Here is a 15,979-nt window from a genome sequence, read left to right on the forward strand (position 1 = left end):
GCGGGGAGGCCCCGGGCTACCCTGAGCGGCATGCCGTCGTCGCGCTCCGCCGTTCCCCCGTTCGAGGTCATGACCGTCCTCGACCGCGTGGCCACGCTGCGCTCGGCCGGCCGCGACGTCATCTCACTGTGCGCCGGGGAACCCGCGGGCGGGGCGCCGTCGGCCGTCAACGCCGAGGCAGCGCGGCTGCACGCGGAGGGCAGACCCTTCGGCTACACGCCGGCGCTCGGGATCCGTCCGCTGCGCGAGGCTCTTTCCGGGCACTACCGCCGCTGGTACGGCGTGGAGCTCGACCCGGAGCGGGTGGCGGTCACGACCGGCTCGTCGGGCGCGTTCCTGCTCGCGTTCCTGGCGGCCTTCGAGGCGGGCGACCGGGTGGCGCTGGCCCGCCCCGGCTACCCCGCCTACCGCAACATCCTCACCTCGCTCGGCTGCGAGGTCGTCGACATCGACTGCGGCCCGGAGGTGCGGTTCCAGCCCACCGTCGAGCTGCTCGCCGCCGCGCACGCCGAGCGCCCCCTGTCGGGCCTCGTGCTCGCCTCCCCCGCCAACCCCACCGGCACCATGGTCAGCCGCGACGAGCTACGTGATCTCGTGGCCTGGTGCGACGGGCAGGGGGTCCTGCTCGTCAGCGACGAGATCTACCACGGCGTCACCTACCCGCCCGGCGCGGATCGCGGCGCCTCCGCCTTGGACGAGAGCGACCGCGCCGTCGTCGTGTCCTCGTTCAGCAAGTACTGGGGCATGACGGGCTGGCGGCTGGGCTGGCTCGTCATGCCCGAGGATCTGGCGCCCGCCGTCGACGCGCTCGCCGGAAACCTGGCGCTCTGCCCGCCGGCGCCGGCGCAGTACGCCGCGCTGCGCGCGTTCGACGACTCCTCCTACGCCGAGTGCGACGCCGCCGTGGCCGACTTCGCGGCCGCCCGCGAGGTGCTGTTGGCCAACGAGACGCGTCTGGGCTGGGGTGTCGCCGCACCGGCCGACGGCGCGTTCTACTACTACGCCGATCTGGGCCCCCAGCTCGACCGGTGGGGGACGTCGGCCGCCTACGCGTCGGCGCTGCTGGAGGCCACCGGCGTCGCCGTCACCCCGGGGCGCGACTTCGACGCCCGCCTCGGCGACCGCACGGTGCGGATCAGTTTCGCGGCCGGGAGCGCGGCGATCGCCGAGGCCGTCGAGCGGATCGTCGCGTTCCAGCGCTGAGGGTCACCGGCTGACGGTGGGGTCTCCGTCGATCCAGAACCGCAGCGGGAAGTCCGCCGCCTTCCCCACCCCGATGCGGGGGCCGACCGCCACCATCGGCTCCTCTCCGCTGCGCGGCCGCACCGTGATGGCGGTGGACCCGTCCAACGGGGCGCCGGCGTCGGCGAGCGTGATCCCCATCGCGACCGTGAGCCGCGCGGGCCCCGACGCGAGGTCGGTGTCGCGGCGGGTGACGCCCTTGGCCGCGCGCCGGGCCCTGGCGATCTCGACCCCTTCGACCACCTCCCCCGCGCGGACCAGGACCCCGGTGGGGGTGCCGTCGACGGCGACGACGACGTTGAAGCAGGTGTGCAGGCCCATGTGCCGGTACACGTAGGCGTGGCGGGGCGGGCCGAACATCGCGGCGTTGCGCGCCGAAGGCCCGCGGTAGGCGTGCGAGGCCGGGTCGTACCCGCCGCCGTAGGCCTCCACCTCGGTGATCCGCAGCGACACCCGCTCCCCGTCCCGGTCCACGGTCAGCGTGCCGTCGAGCAGCGCGCGCGCCTCCGCCGCGACGGCCTCGAGCAGCGCGACCGCGTCGTCCGGCAGGTCGGGGTAGCCGATCGCGGGATGGACCAGCATCACTCGGGGCGCGGGGTGAGTAGGTCGGTCAGCGCCTCCCCCAGCGGAGAGACGGGCATGTCCGCGCCGTCGATGTGCGTGACGGGGGCGACGATGCGCCCGCTCGACAGCAGCCACACGCCTCGGGCGCGGGCGAGGTCGTCGCGGTGCAGCGGGACCACCCGAACGTCGAGCCCCGCAGCGGGCGCCTTGTCCAGCAGCTCGGCGATGGTGATGGAGCGGAGGATGCCGTCCAGCGGCGGGGTGACGAGCACCCCGTCCAGGTCCAGGACCACGCTGGAGGTGGGGCCCTCAAGCAGGGAGCCCGACGGCGTGACGAAGATGACGTCGTCGGCACCGTTGGCCTTCGCGTAGCGCTTGGCCGCCATGTTGATGCCGTAGGACAGCGACTTCGCGCCCGGCAGCAGCCAGGGCAGCGGGGCGACGTCGGCGCCCTCGAACCCGCGGTCCAGGACCAGGACGCGCACGCCGTCGGTCCGCTCACGCTTGGTGGTGGCGTCGAGCGGGGCGGCCATCACCCACCCGTTCGGCTCATCGAGGCCCTCTGGTCCGCGCGTCATGATGAGCCGCAGCACCGCCTCGGGCTCGGCGTCCCAGTCCCACGCGCCGAGGATGGCGTCGACGGCGCGACGGTAGCCCGCGTCGTCGGGGTCGGGTAGTTGCAGGATGCGGGCCGAGGCGGCGAGCCGGTCGAGGTGCTCGTCGAGGTGGTGCGCGCGGCCGAAGCTCGCGAGCAGCGCGTCGAAGACGCCGTCGCCCCGCACGACGCCCTGGTCGTCGGCGCGGACGATGGGGATGGTGGGGTCGACGAGCGTGCCGTCGAGGAGGGCGAGCATGCGGATGGTCATGCCGTCGACACTAGCCCTCAGGCGGGAACCGCGGGCTGGAAGTCGCGGCCGGTGAGGCGGCGGAACGCCTCGAGGTAGCGCTCGCGCGTGGCCGCCACGACCTCGGCGGGCAGCGGCGGGGGCGGGGTGTCGGAGGCCTTGTCCCAGCCGGATTCGTGCGCGAGCCAGTCGCGGACGTACTGCTTGTCGAAGCTCGGCAGCGACTCCCCCGGCCGCCACGCGGCGGCGTCCCAGAAGCGGGAGGAGTCGGGGGTGAGCACCTCGTCCGCGAGCACTAGCGTCCCGTCGGCGCGGCGGCCGAACTCGAACTTGGTGTCGGCGAGGATGATGCCGCGCTCGGCGGCGATGGCCTCGGCGCGTCGGTAGATCGCCAGCGTGAGGTCACGCAGCTCGGCCGCCAGCTGATCGCCGTGGAGGCGGGCGATGGTGGCGAAGTCGACGTTCTCGTCGTGCTCGCCGAGCGGGGCCTTGATGGCCGGCGTGAAGATGGGTTCGGGAAGCTTGTCGCCGTCGCGGAGTCCGCCCGGCAGCGGAACGCCGCACACGGTCCGCGACTGCTGGTACTCGGTCCACCCGGAGCCGGTGAGGTAGCCGCGGGCCACGCACTCGACCTCCACCATGTCGAGTGCCTCGACGAGCGTCGCGCGCCCGGCGACCGCGGCCGGCACGTCGGTGGAGACCACGTGGTTGTCGACGAGGTCGGCCAGCTGATCGAACCACCAGAGGCTGAGCTGCGTGAGGATGGCTCCCTTGTCGGGGATCGGCGTCGCCAGCACGTGGTCGAAGGCCGAGATGTTGTCGGTGGCCACCATGAGGATCCGCTCGACCCCCTCGTCCTCGACGGTGTACAGCTCGCGGACCTTGCCCGCGTGGCGGAGGGGGAGGTTGACCAGGGCGCCGAACTGACTCACGCGGAGAGCCTAGCGTCCTGCGCCGCGCGCGCGATGACGAGATCAGCCAGCGCGCCGGTCTGGGACAGGCCGCCCGCCACCATCGGGATGTCGAGGGCGTCGCAGCGGGCCGCCATGCGGTCGTGGTCGCGGTCCTCCGACACGACGAACGAGACGCCGACCACCCGGTCCGCGAGGCCGCGGACGTGGGCCACGACAGCCTCCAGCGGCTCGGCGCCGTCGACGGCGGCCAGGGCCCATGGCCCCCAGCCGAGGCGGTGTGCGGTGGCGGGCTCCTCCACGCTCGCGAGGTCGCGCCCCCCTGCCGGGCCCACGAGCACGACGGCCGTGGCCGGATCCGGCACGATGCCCGCCGCGGCCAGGAGTTCCTCGCAGGCGTCGAACAGGCGGGGATCGGGCCCGAGCGTGGGCCTCAGCTGGACGTCCGCACCCGCCGCGGCCAGTTCTCGGGCGGCGCCGGGCAGCGCGCTCGCGTGGCGGTCCCGGGGGTCAAGCAGGAGCGGGATGGCGACGGCCGCACGCCCCAGTTCCGCGGACAGCTCCGACGGGGTGGGCCCGTGATGCCCGAGGTAACACGCCCCCACGCCCCGCCCGGAACGGACCCGGTCGCGGACGGCGTCGACGAGCCGCTCCACGCCGTCGCTGTGGCGCGGGTCAGGCGAGCCGGGGGCGATCAGGACGATGTCAGGCATTGGGCCAACCTAGTTGTCTCGGAGGTCACCGCGTCGCGCCGCGCCTCCGCGGACGGCTGGGCGGGGGGTGGCGCGTCAGATGTCGGCGCCGGCGTAGCGGTCCGGGGCGTCGGCCATACCGGCGGCCAGCGTGGCGCCGTCGGCGTCGTCGATCAGGAGGAACGCGCCCGAGCGGCGCAGCTCGTGGTAGTCGTCGATGGGCAGGTCGTCGGCGAGCCGGACGCGGACGCGGCCGATGTCGTTGAGCCGTAGTTCCTGCGGCGCGCGGCGGTAGTCGACCGTGTCGATGTCGAGCTGGTCGATGATCTCCTCGACCATCGCCCGGACCGTCCGGGTGCCGGCCCGCAGCAGGACCCGGTCGCGGGGCCGGACGGGGCGCTCGGACAGCACGCAGACGGTGCCGCCCACCGACCGGGTGACGTGGCCCGGGCGGCCCGGATCGGCGAGGAGGTCGCCGCGGGAGATGTCGATGTCGTCGGCGAGCCGAAGCGTCACGGACTGCGGCGCGAAGGCTTCGGAGAGTTCCGTGACCGTGCCGTCGCCGCGCCCCAGGTCAATGCCGACCACGCGGGTCGTGCGGCCACCTGGCAGGACGGCGACCTCGTCGCCGACGCGGACGACCCCGGCGGTGATGCGGCCGGCGTAGCCGCGGTAGTCGCGGTACTCCCCCGCCTGCGGCCGGACCACGACCTGCACGGGGAACCGGAACGGCTGCGTCGCGGGGTCGGTACCGACGGGCACGGCCTCGAGGTGCTCGAGCAGCGTCGGGCCGTCGTACCACGGGGTGTGCGCGGAGCGCTCGACGACGTTGTCGCCCAGCAGCGCCGACAGCGGCACCGCGACGACGTCCTCGATGTCGAAGCGGGCGGCCAGAGCGCGCGCGTCGGCCACGATGTCGTCGTAGCGGGACCGGTCCCAGTCCACGAGGTCCATCTTGTTCACGGCCACCGCGACGTGCCGCACGCCCAGCAGTCCGGTGACGGCCAGGTGCCGGCGGGTCTGCTCGACGACACCGTGCCGGGCGTCGACGAGGATGAGCGCGAGTTCGGCCGTCGACGCCCCGGTGACCATGTTGCGCGTGTACTGCACGTGGCCGGGGGTGTCGGCCAGCACGTAGGAGCGGGTGGCGGTCGAGAAGTAGCGGTAGGCGACGTCGATGGTGATGCCCTGCTCGCGTTCGGCCCGCAGCCCGTCGGTCAGCAGGGCGAGGTCGGCGCCGTCGAGGCCGCGTTCCCGCGACACCCGCTCGACGGCGTCGAGCTGGTCCGCGAGCACCGACTTGGTGTCGTAGAGCAGCCGGCCGACGAGCGTGGACTTTCCGTCGTCGACGGAGCCCGCCGTGGCGAGGCGGAGGAGGTCGTGCGTCATCAGAAATACCCCTGCTTCTTGCGGTCTTCCATGGCGGCCTCGGAGAGCCGGTCGTCGGCGCGGGTGGCGCCGCGTTCGGTGACGCGCGAGGCCGCGACCTCGAGGATCACGTCGGCGACGTCGGCCGCCTCGGACTCGACGGCGCCCGTGCAGCTCATGTCGCCGACGGTGCGGTAGCGCACCGTGCGCTCCTCCACCGTCTCGCCCTGCCGGGGGCCGCCCCAGTCGCCCGCCGTCAGCCACATGCCGTCGCGGAGGAAGACCTCGCGGCGGTGCGCGTAGTAGATGGCCGGCAGCTCGATCCGCTCGCGCTCGATGTAGCGCCAGACGTCGAGCTCGGTCCAGTTCGACAGCGGGAAGACCCGGACGTGCTCGCCGGGCGCGTGCCGGCCGTTGTACAGGTCCCACAGCTCGGGGCGCTGGCGGCGCGGGTCCCAGGCACCGAACGCGTCGCGCAGCGAGAACACCCGCTCCTTCGCGCGGGCCTTCTCCTCGTCGCGGCGCCCCCCGCCGAACACGGCGTCGAACCGGCCGGACTCGATGGCGTCGAGCAGCGGGACGGTCTGCAGCGGGTTGCGGGTGCCGTCGGGGCGTTCCCGCAGGCGGCCGTCGTCGATGTAGTCCTGCACCTTGGCCACGTACAGCCGGGCGCCGGTGCGCGCCACCGTGTCGTCGCGGTAGGTGAGGACCTCCGGGAAGTTGTGGCCGGTGTCGACATGCAGCAGCGCGAACGGGAGCGGTGCGGGCGCGAACGCCTTGAGCGCCAGGTGCAGCATGACGACGGAGTCCTTGCCTCCGCTGAACAGGATGACGGGACGCTCGAATTCGCCCTCCACCTCGCGGAAGATGTGGATCGCCTCGGACTCGAGGTGGTCGAGGTGGTCGAGGGTGTAGTCGGTGGCACGTGTCATGTGTGGAGCCCGCATTCGGTCTTGTTCTTCCCGGCCCAGCGGCCGGCTCGGGGGTCGTCGCCCGGGGCGACCGGACGGGTGCAGGGCGCGCAGCCGATCGACGGATAGCCCTGCTCGCGCAGCGGATTGAGGTGGACGTCCTCCTCGAAGGCGAACCGGTCCACGTCCTCGTCGTCCCACGCGGCGATCGGGTTGATCTTGACCATCGACCGCTTCTCGTCCCAGCCGACCAGCGTGATGTCGGTCCGGGTCGGCGCGTCGACGCGACGCATGCCCGTGACCCAGGCCCGGCGGCCCTGGACGGCGAAATTGAGCGGGTCCACCTTGCGCATGGCGCAGCAGCGGTCGGGGTCGCGGTCGTGCAGCCGGGGGCCGAACTCGGCGTCCTGCTCCGCGACCGTCAACAGCGGCAGGACCGTGCGCAGGTGGAGGCGTTCGGCGTAGTGGTCGCGCGTGGCGAGTGTTTCGGGGAAGTGGTAGCCGGTGTCGAGGAAGAACACATCGAGCGACGGCGCCGACTGGGCGATGAGCTCAAGCAGGACCTCGTCGCCCATCGACGATGCCACGGTGAGCTCCTGCCCGAACGTCTCCTCGGCCCAGCGGAGGACCTCGCGGCTGAGCTCGACGCGGCCCAGGTGGCCGGCGTGTGCGGGGTCGGCCTCGAGCGCGGCGAACCGGGCCGCGGCCTCGTCCGCGAGCACGCGCAGCTGCGGCTGCGGCTCAGTCATGTCGCTCCTCCTCGATGCGCGCCGGGATGTACTCCGCGGCGACCCGATGCTGCGTGACGGAGAACACCCGGGCACAGGCCAGGCAGTGCCAGGCGCCGCGGGGCTCCTCGACCGGACGCAGGTCCTCCTCCGCGCAGAACGGGCAGTGGAAGATGACCGCGCTCATCGGAGGTCGTCCTCGTCGGCGCGGTGGGCCCACTGCGCGAAGGACTCGTCGCCGTCGCGCTGCGCGAGGAACGTGCGGGCGAGCCGCTCGATGTAGTCGGGCAGGTCGGGGGCGGCGACCTTGAGGGCGCGGGTCTTGCGGGCGAGCTGGCTGGTGGCACCGAGGCTGCCGCCGAGGTGGACCTGGAACAGCTCGACGAGGTTGCCGTCGGCGTCGGTCTGGACCATGCCCTTGAGGCCCACGTCGGCGACCTGCGTGCGGGCGCACGCGTTCGGGCAGCCGTTGACGTGGATGGTGAACGGGACGTCGAAGTCCGGCAGGCGGGCCTCGAGTTCGGTGACGATCGTGCGGGCGCGGGCCTTGGTCTCGACGAGCGCCAGCTTGCAGTACTCGATGCCGGTGCAGGCCAGCACGCCGCGTCGGAACTCCGACGGCCGGGCCTGGAGGCCCAGGGCGTCGGGTTCACCGACGAGGGCCTCGACGGCGCCCTCAGGCACATCGAGGACGAGCAGCTTCTGGTGCGGCGTGAGGCGGACGCGCCCGGACCCGTGCGTCGCCGCGAGGTCGGCGACCCGGGCGAGGATCGTGCCCGAGACGCGGCCGGCGATGGGCGCGACGCCCACCCAGAAGAGGCCGTCGCGCTGCGGGTGGATGCCGACGTGGTCGCGGCGGACGTTCGTCGCGTCGGGCGCCGGGCCGTCGAGCAGGCGGCGCTTCAGGTAGCGCGTCTCGAGGACTTCGCGGAACTTCTCCGGCCCCCAGTCCGCCATGAGGAACTTCAGGCGGGCGCGGTTGCGCAACCGGCGATAGCCGTAGTCGCGGAAGATCGACACGACGCCCTTCCACACCTCCGGGACCTCGGCCAGCGGCACCCAGGCGCCCAGGCGCTGGGCGAACATCGGGTTGGTGGAGAGGCCGCCGGCCACCCACAGGTCGAAGCCCGGCCCGTGCTCCGGGTGGACGACGCCGACGAAGGAGATGTCGTTGGCCTCGTGCGCGACGTCGAGGTTCGGGCTGCCGGAGATGGCGGTCTTGAACTTGCGCGGCAGGTTGGAGAACTCGGGGCTGCCGATGTAGGTGTCGCGGATGTGCTCCAGGGCGGGGGTGCCGTCGATGAGCTCCGACTCGGCGATCCCCGCGACGGGCGAGCCGAGGATGACGCGCGGGGTGTCGCCGCACGCCTGCGTCGTCATGAGACCCACGGCCTCCAGCCGACGCCAGATCTCCGGGACGTCCTCGACGCGGATCCAGTGGAGCTGGATGTTCTGCCGATCCGAGATGTCGGCGGTGTCGCGGGCGAACTCGGTGGAGATGCCGGCGATGGTGCGCAGCTGCTCGTTGCTGAGGGCGCCGCCGTCGGAGCGGACGCGGAGCATGAAGAACTCATCGTCGAGGGCCTCGGGGGGCAGGGAGGCGGTCTTGCCGCCGTCGATCCCCGGCTTGCGCTGGGTGTAGAGGCCCCACCAGCGCATCCGGCCCCGGAGGTCGTCGCCCGGGATGCTCGCGAAGCCCTCCTTGGAGTAGATCTCCTCGATGCGGGTGCGGACGTTCAGCCCGTCGTCGGCCTGCTTGAACACTTCGTTGGGGTTCAGCGGCGTGGTGTCGCCGTCGGCCCACGCGCCGGTGGCCTGGTTGCGCTTGGGGCGGGCTGCGGCTTCGGTCATCGGTGGTCCTTCGTCGGGGGCCTTACTGACCGCGTGCAACCGGGCGGCGTGGCTCGTCATTCCCCAATCGGCACCTTGATCGCCAGGGGCGAACAGTCAGGCCTCGGATCCGTCGACAGTCGCGACCGCCCGCGCCGACCCCGTGACCTCGACGGGGATCGCCGCGATGCCGATGAGCCCCAGGAACAGCGTGCGGTAGGAGCCGTGGGCGGAGACGACGGCGCTGTCGGCCGTGACGGTCGCGGAGCCGTCGTAGCCGGCGTCGCGGAGGAAGGCGACGGCGGCGCGCCGGGCGGCGGGCACGTCGAGAGCGGCTCCGGCTGCGGTGACGCGGACTTCATGGGTCGCGGCGCGGGCGGCCTGGGCGGCGACGGCGCGGGCCTCCTGCTCCGCCGCCGCGTGGCCCGAGAAGTCGACGCCGAGCCCGACGGTGATGATCAGCCCCGGCATGGCGGCGGCCGTCCACACCGAGAGCGCGAGCCCGCGCTGATCACGGCGCCGGGTCATCCGCCGACCGCCACCGACTGCAACTCGCCGACCATCACGTCCGCAGACCGGCTGAGCGTCAACGGCAACGTGCCCGTGTACCCGGCCGCCGTCCAGTCGACGGCCCACTCAGATGTCGCGGTCACCGTGTAACGCCCATCCTCCGCATACACGTAGCCACAATCCGGCGACGCCACATTGCGCCCACCCTGCGTCCGCGACTCAGACCACGCCGTCCCCCGCTGACAGGCCAGACTGTCGCCGTTACCCATCTCCCACGTGACCTCAGCAACGCGGGCGCTCAGCGACACCGAGATACCAGAATCCGTCGCCCGCGCCTCCACCGGTCCCCACTGCCGATCCGACGGCGACTCCGCCCACAACCATGTATGCCAGCCGACGTAGCCCATCCGATCGACGGTGTCGCCACGCGGATGAATGCCCAGGTCAATGGCAGTCAGTCCCAACGACGCCAACACCCGCCGCGCCGCAGCCTCCGCATCCGCCCGCGTCACCGCATCCGGCGCCGCCGGCAACCACCACAGGAAAGTCATTCCCGGGTCCGGAACGGCACCGCTCGGTCCTGTGCACAGATAGATGGCACCTTCACCGTTGCTTCGCCAAACAGGGTCTGCGAGCGGAGGCTGAGGTTCTGCAAGCCTGCACCACGCATCGACTACTTCGCTCCATGAGCCGGCGTATGTCCGACATGGCACAGCACGGTCACCGACGAAGCACTCGCGTTCGGATTCAGGGCTGGGCGCTTCCCCACCGTGGCCCCCTGTCGCCGGGGAGCCCTCAGGCTCTTCGGCCACGATGCTGCAAGTGGTGCCCCAAGCATCCGACCGCTCACATTGCGGGTCTGCAGCGGCTACGAGAGTGTGGGACATGAGCATGAGGCTGGCTAAGCCCAGCGCCGCTGACAGCCTCCTCAGCACTCGGCCTCCACATTCCGGATCTGTGAGACTCGCCATTTGCCGTCATCGCCCTTGGACAGGGTTGCCGTCTCAGACAGATTGGGGAGGCTGCCTAGCTCAACTTCACCAGTACTGAGATCCTCAAGCGCGAGATTTGACCGGTCCAAGCAGTACGCCACCGAAGCGGAACTCTGTTGGACCTCAAGTTCGACGGATCGGAATGCCAGACCCCCTGCAGCCTTCTTTCCGCTCTCCCGCAGATTGCGGATGGACTCCAGACTCAGGCGTGCCTCCTCGCCCTCAAGGAGATTCTGAAGCCGCGTGAAGTCAGTCAGCTCGGGGCGTTGGGCGTACGTCTCAAACGTCTCCCAGTACTCCATCCAGGCCGCTCTCACCGCCGCCTGGTCCGCCGACTCCGACGCGGGCGCCGGGGGAAACGACTCCGCGACCGTCGGACTCGGCGACGGCTCGGGCGTCGGGCTCGGCGACGCCGACACCGCCACAGTCGGGCTGGGCGGAGGCGCCGTCGTCGGCTCCTCCACAGCAGGCGTGCACGCACCAACAACGCACGCAGCAAGGACAACAGGGACGAGCAGGTGGCGCATCGGCACTCCGATCGGTCGACTCGCCCGCCATTCAACCAACCCGAGGGGTCACAATCACCCCCCAATCAGCCATCTGTGGACAACTACCTCCGGAAGGCGATCAGAGCACGGCGCCGGGGCGGTATGCCGCAGCCTCCGGGTCGGCGGCGACCACCTCAGCCACTCGGCCCGCCACGCGAGCCACTTGGGCCTGCGCGGTTCCGGCGAGGTCGAGCGGGCTGCCGACGAGCGCGTCGAGCTCGTCGCGCGAGAGGTGGAGTCGCGCGTCCGCGGCCAGCCGGTCGAGCAGGTCGTTGGCCCGCGCCCCGCGGCGCAGGTCGAGCGCGACGGCCACCGCATGCTCCTTGATCGCCTCGTGCGCGACCTCGCGACCGACGCCCTTGCGCACCGCGGCCATCAGCACCTTCGTGGTGGTGAGGAACGGGAAGTACCGCTCCAGTTCGGCCGCGATGACGGCTGGGAACGCGCCGAAGTCCGCGAGTACGGTCAGGAACGTCTCGAACAGCCCGTCGAGGGCGAAGAACGCGTCCGGCAACGCCACGCGGCGGACCACGGAGCAGGACACGTCGCCCTCGTTCCACTGGTCGCCCGCCAGCTCCCCCACCATGGAGACGTAGCCGCGCAGCACGACGGCCAGGCCGTTGACCCGCTCACACGAGCGTGTGTTCATCTTGTGCGGCATCGCGGACGAGCCGACCTGCCCCTCCTTGAACCCCTCCGTGACCAGCTCGAGGCCGGCCATGAGCCGGATGGTGGTGGCCACGTTGGACGGCGCCGCCGAGATCTGGGCCAGGGCGGTGACGACGTCGTAGTCGAGGGAGCGCGGGTAGACCTGGCCGGTGGACGTCAGGACAGCGGCGAAGCCGAGCTCGTCGGCGATGCGACGTTCGAGTTCGGCGAGCTTGTCGGCGTCCCCACCGAGGAGGTCGAGCATGTCCTGCGCGGTGCCGACCGGTCCCTTGATGCCCCGAGCCGGGTAGCGGGCGATGAGGTCGTCGAGCCGGCCGAGGCCCACGAGCAGTTCGTCGGCCGCCGTCGCGAACCGCTTGCCGAGCGTGGTCAGCTGCGCCGCGACATTGTGCGAGCGTCCCGTCAGCGGCTGATCGGCGTATTCAGTGGCGAGCCGAGCGAGCTGCGCCAGGGTCGCGACCAGGCGGGCCCGGACCACTCGCAGCGACTCCAGCACCTGCAACTGCTCGATGTTCTCGGTCAGATCCCGCGACGTCATGCCCTTGTGGATGTGTTCGTGACCGGCCAGAGCGTTGAACTCCTCGATGCGGGCCTTCACGTCGTGGCGGGTGACCCGCTCCCGGGCGTTGATCGAATCGAGGTCCACCTGATCGATGACGTCCTCGTAGGCGCTGATCACCGCATCGGGGTCCGCTCCGCCGAAGTCCACGCCCAGGTCGCGCTGGGCCCGCAGCACGGCCAGCCAGAGGCGGCGCTCGGACACGATCTTGGCCTCCGGGGCCCAGATGTCGCGGAGCTGCTGCGATGCGTAACGGTTGGCCAGCACGTTGGGGACGCTCATGGCACCACAGCCTAGGACTCAGCCTGTGGATACCGGAAAATCCACCTGCCCTTGCCCAACCATGCCGAGGTGACGCGAGATCCATCATCGAACCAGTTGGAATCCGGGGAGATAGCCCACATAGAGGGCCAACTCCCCGGATCCTCACTCTCACCGCGCCTGGGGGCAGTGTCCACGAGCCATCTCAGCTCGCTCGGCTTCACCCCGGACAGAATCAGGGCCGCCTTGGCTGACGGAAGACTGCGGAAGGTCTCGCGAGGCTGGTACGCGGGCCCGGAGACACACGCGTGGGAGTTGGAGGCGCTCGCAGGCGGCGGGCGAGTCGGCTGCCTGAGCGGGTGCCAACTGCACGGCCTCTGGACGCCCCAGCATGCAGAACCGCACGTCATCATCGGCAGGGGATCCGCCTGCCTGAGGACGAGCTGGCATCGGTCGCCTCTGGGCCTACCGAGGACGGCACTCTTTCCGCTGACGGAGTGCCTCACCCAGGTCATCCGGCATCACACTCCCGAGGAGGCGCTGATGGTTCTGGAGTCGGCGGTCCAGAAGGCTCTACTGAGCGACGACGACGCGCACGCCCTGATCCGCGAAGCCTCGGTCCACAAACGGCGCACCTTGCAGTTCTTCGACGGGAGGGCCGGGTCCGGCTCGGAGACACGGGTGAGGCTGTTCCTGCAGCAGCATCGCTTCAACGTCCGCCCCCAGCAGAAGATCGCAGGAGTTGGAGCGGTGGATCTGCTCGTGGGGAAATCGCTGATCATCGAATGCGACAGCGCCGCCCACCATACGGACCATCGGGAGGACCGACGCCGCGACCTTGCTGCGCGCGAACTCGGCTACTCGACGGTGCGGCTGAGCTACAGCCAGATCCACAGAACATGGAGCAAGACACAGGCCAAGGTGCTGCGCATCCTGCGGACGGGCAAGCACCTCGCCCCGCCGTCGCCTCTACCGGAACAGTGAGAATCCGGGGAGATAGCTCCCATAGACGGCTATCTCCCCGGATCCTCACTGCGGTGGCGCGGCACATTGTGCGAGGCAGGGAAGCCGTAGGCTCCTCGTCTCAGGGCTCCCCGCGCCGGGCCACGCTCAACTCGCCGACGAGATGCGGCTTGCCCTCCCGGTTGACGACCGCGAACCGCCACTGCCCGTCCTCGCGGACCACGCCGTAGCCCACCTTCGCGGGCAGCAGGATCGGCTTGGCGAACTGGACCCGCACGCGGTACGCGTCGGGCAACTCACCACCCAACGCCGCGACCGCCCGCGCATGCGTCCACATCCCGTGGATGATCGGCCGCGGGAACCCGAACAGCCGGGCCGTCAGCGCGTTGAGGTGGATCGGGTTGTGGTCCCCGGACACGGACGCGTAGCGGCGGCCCAGATCGCCGGGCAACCGCCACTCCTGCGACGGCGCCACCGACGGCGCGGCCAGGCGCACGGGAGGCGGCGCATCGCCGGCCACGCGGGCCCCGCCCGCCAGATACACCGATGTGCCGTGCCAGACCAGCTCGTCGCCGACGTGCACCTCGCCCACCATGTCGAACGTGGCGCCCTTCGCGTGGGGCTGCAGGTTCCCGGCCCGGACCGACACGCGCAGGACCTCGTCCACCCGAAGGGGACGGTGCAGCGTCATGTCGTTGGTGACGTGCACGAGCCCGGCGAGCGGGAACGGGAAGTCGTCCGCGGCCATCGCCTCCGTCTGGAGCGGGAAGGTCAGCACGTGCAGCCAGGTGGCGGGCATCTCGTCGCGCAGGGCGAAGCCCGTCTCGGCACAGTAGGCCGCCAGCCGCGACACCGCCACCCGGTGCTCCATCACCATGTGGGTGCGCGCCGGCAGCGTGGCCACGTCGCCCGGCTTCTTCGTCAGTCCCCGCAGCGCCTTCGCGAGGACGCCCTTCGGCTCCGGGAGGGTGGGGAGCACCACCACGTCGCGGCCCATCAGGCACCCACCAGGTTCTGGCCGCACACGCGGATGACCTGCCCGTTCACGCCGCCGGAGGCGGGATCGCACAGATACGCGAGGGTCTCCGCGACGTCCACCGGGCGGCCGCCCTGGTTCAACGAGTTGGAGCGGCGGAAGATCTCTCGCTGCACGAACGGGATGGCGGCGGTCATCTCGGTCTCGATGAATCCGGGAGCCACCGCGTTGACGGTGATCGGCCGGGCGGCGAGTTCCTCCCGCATGGCCCACACCAGGCCCATGACGCCGGCCTTGGACGCTGCGTAGTTCGTCTGGCCCTTGTTGCCCGCGACGCCGGAGGTCGAGGCGATGCCGACGATGCGCGCCTCCTCGGCGAGCCCGCCGGGGACGTCGTGAGTGAGGAGGTAGTCGTTGATGCGCATCTCGGCCGCGAGGTTGACGTCGAGCACGGACGCCCAGCGCTTCTCGTCGAGGTTGGCCAGCAGCTTGTCGCGCGTAATGCCGGCGTTGTGCACCACCGCCCAGATCCGCGACGACTCGCCGTGCACGCGCGCGACATGCTCCGCCATGCGGGCGCCCGCGTCGCCCGACGTGATGTCGAGCTGCAGGGCCGACCCCCCGACCTCGTTGGCGACCGACGCCAGCGCGTCACCCGACGCGGGGATGTCGACGGCGACCACCGTCGCCCCGTCCCTGGCGAAGGTGCGCGCGATCGCCGCACCGATACCGCGCGCGGCTCCGGTCACCACCACGACACGGCCGTCGAACGGCCGGGCCGTGACGCTGTGCCGACGCTCCGCGGTCCCCACGCGCCAGGCCTGCCCGCTGACGAACGCCGAGCGACCCTCCAGGAGGAACGACATGGTGGACGCCAGGTCGGCGGGCTCCGTGCCCCGGCGCACGAACACGAGGTTCGCCGTCGCGCCGCCGCGCAGCTCCTTGCCCACGGTGCGGTTGACGCCGTCGACGGCCTGTGCCACGGCCTTCGCCTCCAGGCCCTCCACGTCGGCCGCGTCCGTGGCCAGGACGATCACGCGCCCCGACTCCTCCAGCGAGCGCATGACCGGGCGCAGCGCCCGGCGGATCCCCTCGAGCTGCGTGATCTCCCGCACGCCGGTGGCGTCGACGACGATCGCGCCCGGGCGCGTCGAGTACCGCGGCGGCACGTCGCGGCCCTTCTCGTCCTTGGTTCGCGACTCGGGCAGGTCCAGCAACGGCTCAGCCGCCTCGATGCCGAGTTGCGCGAGCGTGGCCCGGCCCAGGCCGCCGCCGTCGAGCTCGGCGAGCACCACGGGCCCGGTGGGCAGGACCCGCCCCCGCCGGAGCCGCGGCGGATCGGCGAGGCCGGCCTTCCGGGCGACGAACTTCCCCGCGGGGGTGGCGTACAGCTTCTCCAACACGTCCATG

Annotated in this window: 16 protein-coding genes and 1 pseudogene; 2 read left to right on the top strand and 15 right to left on the bottom strand. The window is 71.7% G+C overall.

The annotated features are described in order from the left end of the window. Positions 1-30 precede the first annotated feature (30 nt). Complete coding sequence (locus BCR15_RS13295; RefSeq protein ID WP_068752694.1) at positions 31-1,203, top strand: pyridoxal phosphate-dependent aminotransferase; 1,173 nt, start codon at positions 31-33, stop codon at positions 1,201-1,203. A gap of 3 nt (positions 1,204-1,206) precedes the next feature. Here BCR15_RS13295 and BCR15_RS13300 read toward each other — a convergent pair whose 3' ends face one another. The 13 genes and pseudogenes from BCR15_RS13300 to purB all read right to left on the bottom strand — a co-directional run bounded on the left by BCR15_RS13300 (position 1,207) and on the right by purB (position 12,651). Next, positions 1,207-1,824 (bottom strand): DNA-3-methyladenine glycosylase, encoded by a 618-nt coding sequence (locus BCR15_RS13300; RefSeq protein ID WP_068752695.1) that lies wholly within the window; start codon positions 1,822-1,824, stop codon positions 1,207-1,209. Then, positions 1,824-2,672 carry an aminotransferase class IV gene (locus BCR15_RS13305; RefSeq protein ID WP_068752696.1) on the bottom strand — a complete coding sequence of 283 codons (849 nt, stop codon included), beginning with the start codon at positions 2,670-2,672 and terminating at the stop codon, positions 1,824-1,826. The genes BCR15_RS13300 and BCR15_RS13305 overlap by 1 nt, the downstream gene beginning before the upstream one ends. A 47-nt stretch (positions 2,673-2,719) precedes the next feature. After that, a pseudogene (locus tag BCR15_RS13310) lies at positions 2,720-3,565 on the bottom strand (phosphoribosylaminoimidazolesuccinocarboxamide synthase); the annotation flags it as partial. Positions 3,566-3,579: 14 nt separating this feature from the next. Next, entirely contained in the window at positions 3,580-4,275 is a 696-nt protein-coding gene (locus BCR15_RS13315) for a sirohydrochlorin chelatase (protein ID WP_068752698.1), read from the bottom strand. 75 nt (positions 4,276-4,350) lie between these two features. Next, complete coding sequence (locus tag BCR15_RS13320) at positions 4,351-5,643, bottom strand: sulfate adenylyltransferase subunit 1 (RefSeq protein WP_068752699.1); 1,293 nt, start codon at positions 5,641-5,643, stop codon at positions 4,351-4,353. Continuing rightward, positions 5,643-6,554 carry a sulfate adenylyltransferase subunit CysD gene (cysD, locus tag BCR15_RS13325; protein WP_176715252.1) on the bottom strand — a complete coding sequence of 304 codons (912 nt, stop codon included), beginning with the start codon at positions 6,552-6,554 and terminating at the stop codon, positions 5,643-5,645. Before cysD ends, BCR15_RS13320 begins: the two co-directional genes overlap by 1 nt. Further along, on the bottom strand, positions 6,551-7,282 hold the full coding sequence (locus tag BCR15_RS13330) for a phosphoadenylyl-sulfate reductase (protein ID WP_068752701.1): 732 nt from the start codon (positions 7,280-7,282) through the stop codon (positions 6,551-6,553). The genes cysD and BCR15_RS13330 overlap by 4 nt, the downstream gene beginning before the upstream one ends. Beyond that, a complete protein-coding gene (locus tag BCR15_RS15005; protein ID WP_176715253.1) occupies positions 7,275-7,448 on the bottom strand; it encodes a hypothetical protein in 174 nt (57 codons plus the stop codon). The genes BCR15_RS13330 and BCR15_RS15005 overlap by 8 nt, the downstream gene beginning before the upstream one ends. Beyond that, positions 7,445-9,112, bottom strand: a complete 1,668-nt coding sequence (locus BCR15_RS13335) for a nitrite/sulfite reductase (RefSeq protein WP_068752702.1) — start codon at positions 9,110-9,112, stop codon at positions 7,445-7,447. Before BCR15_RS13335 ends, BCR15_RS15005 begins: the two co-directional genes overlap by 4 nt. 96 nt (positions 9,113-9,208) lie before the next feature. Further along, complete coding sequence (locus tag BCR15_RS13340; RefSeq protein WP_068752703.1) at positions 9,209-9,619, bottom strand: hypothetical protein; 411 nt, start codon at positions 9,617-9,619, stop codon at positions 9,209-9,211. After that, positions 9,616-10,152, bottom strand: coding sequence for a hypothetical protein (locus BCR15_RS13345; protein WP_068752704.1), 537 nt, complete (start codon positions 10,150-10,152; stop codon positions 9,616-9,618). The genes BCR15_RS13340 and BCR15_RS13345 overlap by 4 nt, the downstream gene beginning before the upstream one ends. A gap of 377 nt (positions 10,153-10,529) precedes the next feature. Further along, a complete protein-coding gene (locus BCR15_RS13350; RefSeq protein ID WP_141680143.1) occupies positions 10,530-11,120 on the bottom strand; it encodes a hypothetical protein in 591 nt (196 codons plus the stop codon). A 100-nt stretch (positions 11,121-11,220) separates the two neighbouring features. Next, positions 11,221-12,651: an adenylosuccinate lyase gene (purB, locus tag BCR15_RS13355; protein ID WP_068752706.1), complete on the bottom strand. Its 1,431-nt coding sequence runs from the start codon at positions 12,649-12,651 to the stop codon at positions 11,221-11,223. A gap of 522 nt (positions 12,652-13,173) precedes the next feature. Here purB and BCR15_RS14765 point away from each other — a divergent pair. Next, on the top strand, positions 13,174-13,614 hold the full coding sequence (locus BCR15_RS14765) for an endonuclease domain-containing protein (protein ID WP_141680144.1): 441 nt from the start codon (positions 13,174-13,176) through the stop codon (positions 13,612-13,614). Positions 13,615-13,714: 100 nt separating this feature from the next. Here the strand turns inward: BCR15_RS14765 and BCR15_RS13365 are convergent, their stop codons facing one another. Both BCR15_RS13365 and BCR15_RS13370 read right to left on the bottom strand, forming a co-directional pair. After that, entirely contained in the window at positions 13,715-14,590 is an 876-nt protein-coding gene (locus tag BCR15_RS13365; protein WP_068752707.1) for a MaoC family dehydratase, read from the bottom strand. Continuing rightward, positions 14,590-15,978 carry a 3-oxoacyl-ACP reductase gene (locus BCR15_RS13370; protein ID WP_068752708.1) on the bottom strand — a complete coding sequence of 463 codons (1,389 nt, stop codon included), beginning with the start codon at positions 15,976-15,978 and terminating at the stop codon, positions 14,590-14,592. Before BCR15_RS13370 ends, BCR15_RS13365 begins: the two co-directional genes overlap by 1 nt. Position 15,979: the final 1 nt, after the last annotated feature.

Origin of the sequence: Tessaracoccus lapidicaptus, assembly GCF_001693815.1 — a bacterium.
In the GTDB taxonomy this organism is placed as follows: Bacteria; Actinomycetota; Actinomycetes; order Propionibacteriales; family Propionibacteriaceae; genus Arachnia; species Arachnia lapidicapta.

What these genes read in the sequence shown, in the direction of transcription:
- BCR15_RS13295 (WP_068752694.1), top strand. Translation starts at nt 31, where the DNA reads ATGCCGTCGTCGCGCTCCGCCGTTCCCCCGTTCGAGGTCATGACCGTC.
- BCR15_RS13300 (WP_068752695.1), bottom strand. Translation starts at nt 1,824, where the DNA reads ATGCTGGTCCATCCCGCGATCGGCTACCCCGACCTGCCGGACGACGCG.
- BCR15_RS13305 (WP_068752696.1), bottom strand. Translation starts at nt 2,672, where the DNA reads ATGACCATCCGCATGCTCGCCCTCCTCGACGGCACGCTCGTCGACCCC.
- BCR15_RS13315 (WP_068752698.1), bottom strand. Translation starts at nt 4,275, where the DNA reads ATGCCTGACATCGTCCTGATCGCCCCCGGCTCGCCTGACCCGCGCCAC.
- BCR15_RS13320 (WP_068752699.1), bottom strand. Translation starts at nt 5,643, where the DNA reads ATGACGCACGACCTCCTCCGCCTCGCCACGGCGGGCTCCGTCGACGAC.
- cysD (WP_176715252.1), bottom strand. Translation starts at nt 6,554, where the DNA reads ATGACACGTGCCACCGACTACACCCTCGACCACCTCGACCACCTCGAG.
- BCR15_RS13330 (WP_068752701.1), bottom strand. Translation starts at nt 7,282, where the DNA reads ATGACTGAGCCGCAGCCGCAGCTGCGCGTGCTCGCGGACGAGGCCGCG.
- BCR15_RS15005 (WP_176715253.1), bottom strand. Translation starts at nt 7,448, where the DNA reads ATGAGCGCGGTCATCTTCCACTGCCCGTTCTGCGCGGAGGAGGACCTG.
- BCR15_RS13335 (WP_068752702.1), bottom strand. Translation starts at nt 9,112, where the DNA reads ATGACCGAAGCCGCAGCCCGCCCCAAGCGCAACCAGGCCACCGGCGCG.
- BCR15_RS13340 (WP_068752703.1), bottom strand. Translation starts at nt 9,619, where the DNA reads ATGACCCGGCGCCGTGATCAGCGCGGGCTCGCGCTCTCGGTGTGGACG.
- BCR15_RS13345 (WP_068752704.1), bottom strand. Translation starts at nt 10,152, where the DNA reads ATGACTTTCCTGTGGTGGTTGCCGGCGGCGCCGGATGCGGTGACGCGG.
- BCR15_RS13350 (WP_141680143.1), bottom strand. Translation starts at nt 11,120, where the DNA reads ATGCGCCACCTGCTCGTCCCTGTTGTCCTTGCTGCGTGCGTTGTTGGT.
- purB (WP_068752706.1), bottom strand. Translation starts at nt 12,651, where the DNA reads ATGAGCGTCCCCAACGTGCTGGCCAACCGTTACGCATCGCAGCAGCTC.
- BCR15_RS14765 (WP_141680144.1), top strand. Translation starts at nt 13,174, where the DNA reads ATGGTTCTGGAGTCGGCGGTCCAGAAGGCTCTACTGAGCGACGACGAC.
- BCR15_RS13365 (WP_068752707.1), bottom strand. Translation starts at nt 14,590, where the DNA reads ATGGGCCGCGACGTGGTGGTGCTCCCCACCCTCCCGGAGCCGAAGGGC.
- BCR15_RS13370 (WP_068752708.1), bottom strand. Translation starts at nt 15,978, where the DNA reads ATGGACGTGTTGGAGAAGCTGTACGCCACCCCCGCGGGGAAGTTCGTC.